This window comes from Acidovorax sp. SRB_24 (assembly GCF_012931925.1).
Window position 1 is genome coordinate 1 of sequence record NZ_MWOM01000344.1, and the last position, 272, is coordinate 272.

Genomic DNA, 272 nt, shown 5'->3' on the forward strand with positions numbered 1-272 from the left:
TTCGGATTTGGTGTCGGTACAGCAAAAAGTGATTTTCATGGCGTGCGAGGTTAACGCCTGCGCGGGCCGGGCGCTGTCGCACCGGGGTGCGCATTGCGCCCGGCCCGGTCGTGCGGGTCAGGCAAGTTCAGGCAGTTGCGTCGGCTACGGCGGCCAACTTGAGCAGCTCTGCGCCTTCCATGACCTGGTCGCCGGGCGCATAGAGCAGTTCCTGCACCACGCCCGCGCGCGGCGCGGCGATGGTGTGCTCCATCTTCATGGCCTCCATCACG

Annotated in this window: 1 protein-coding gene; it reads right to left on the minus strand. The window is 65.8% G+C overall.

Annotated features, from left to right (window positions below):
- Positions 1 to 127: 127 nt before the first annotated feature.
- Positions 128 to 272, minus strand: a 145-nt coding sequence (locus B2J89_RS22200) for an acetyl-CoA carboxylase biotin carboxyl carrier protein subunit (RefSeq protein WP_169170894.1), incomplete at its 5' end; no start/stop codon positions are given.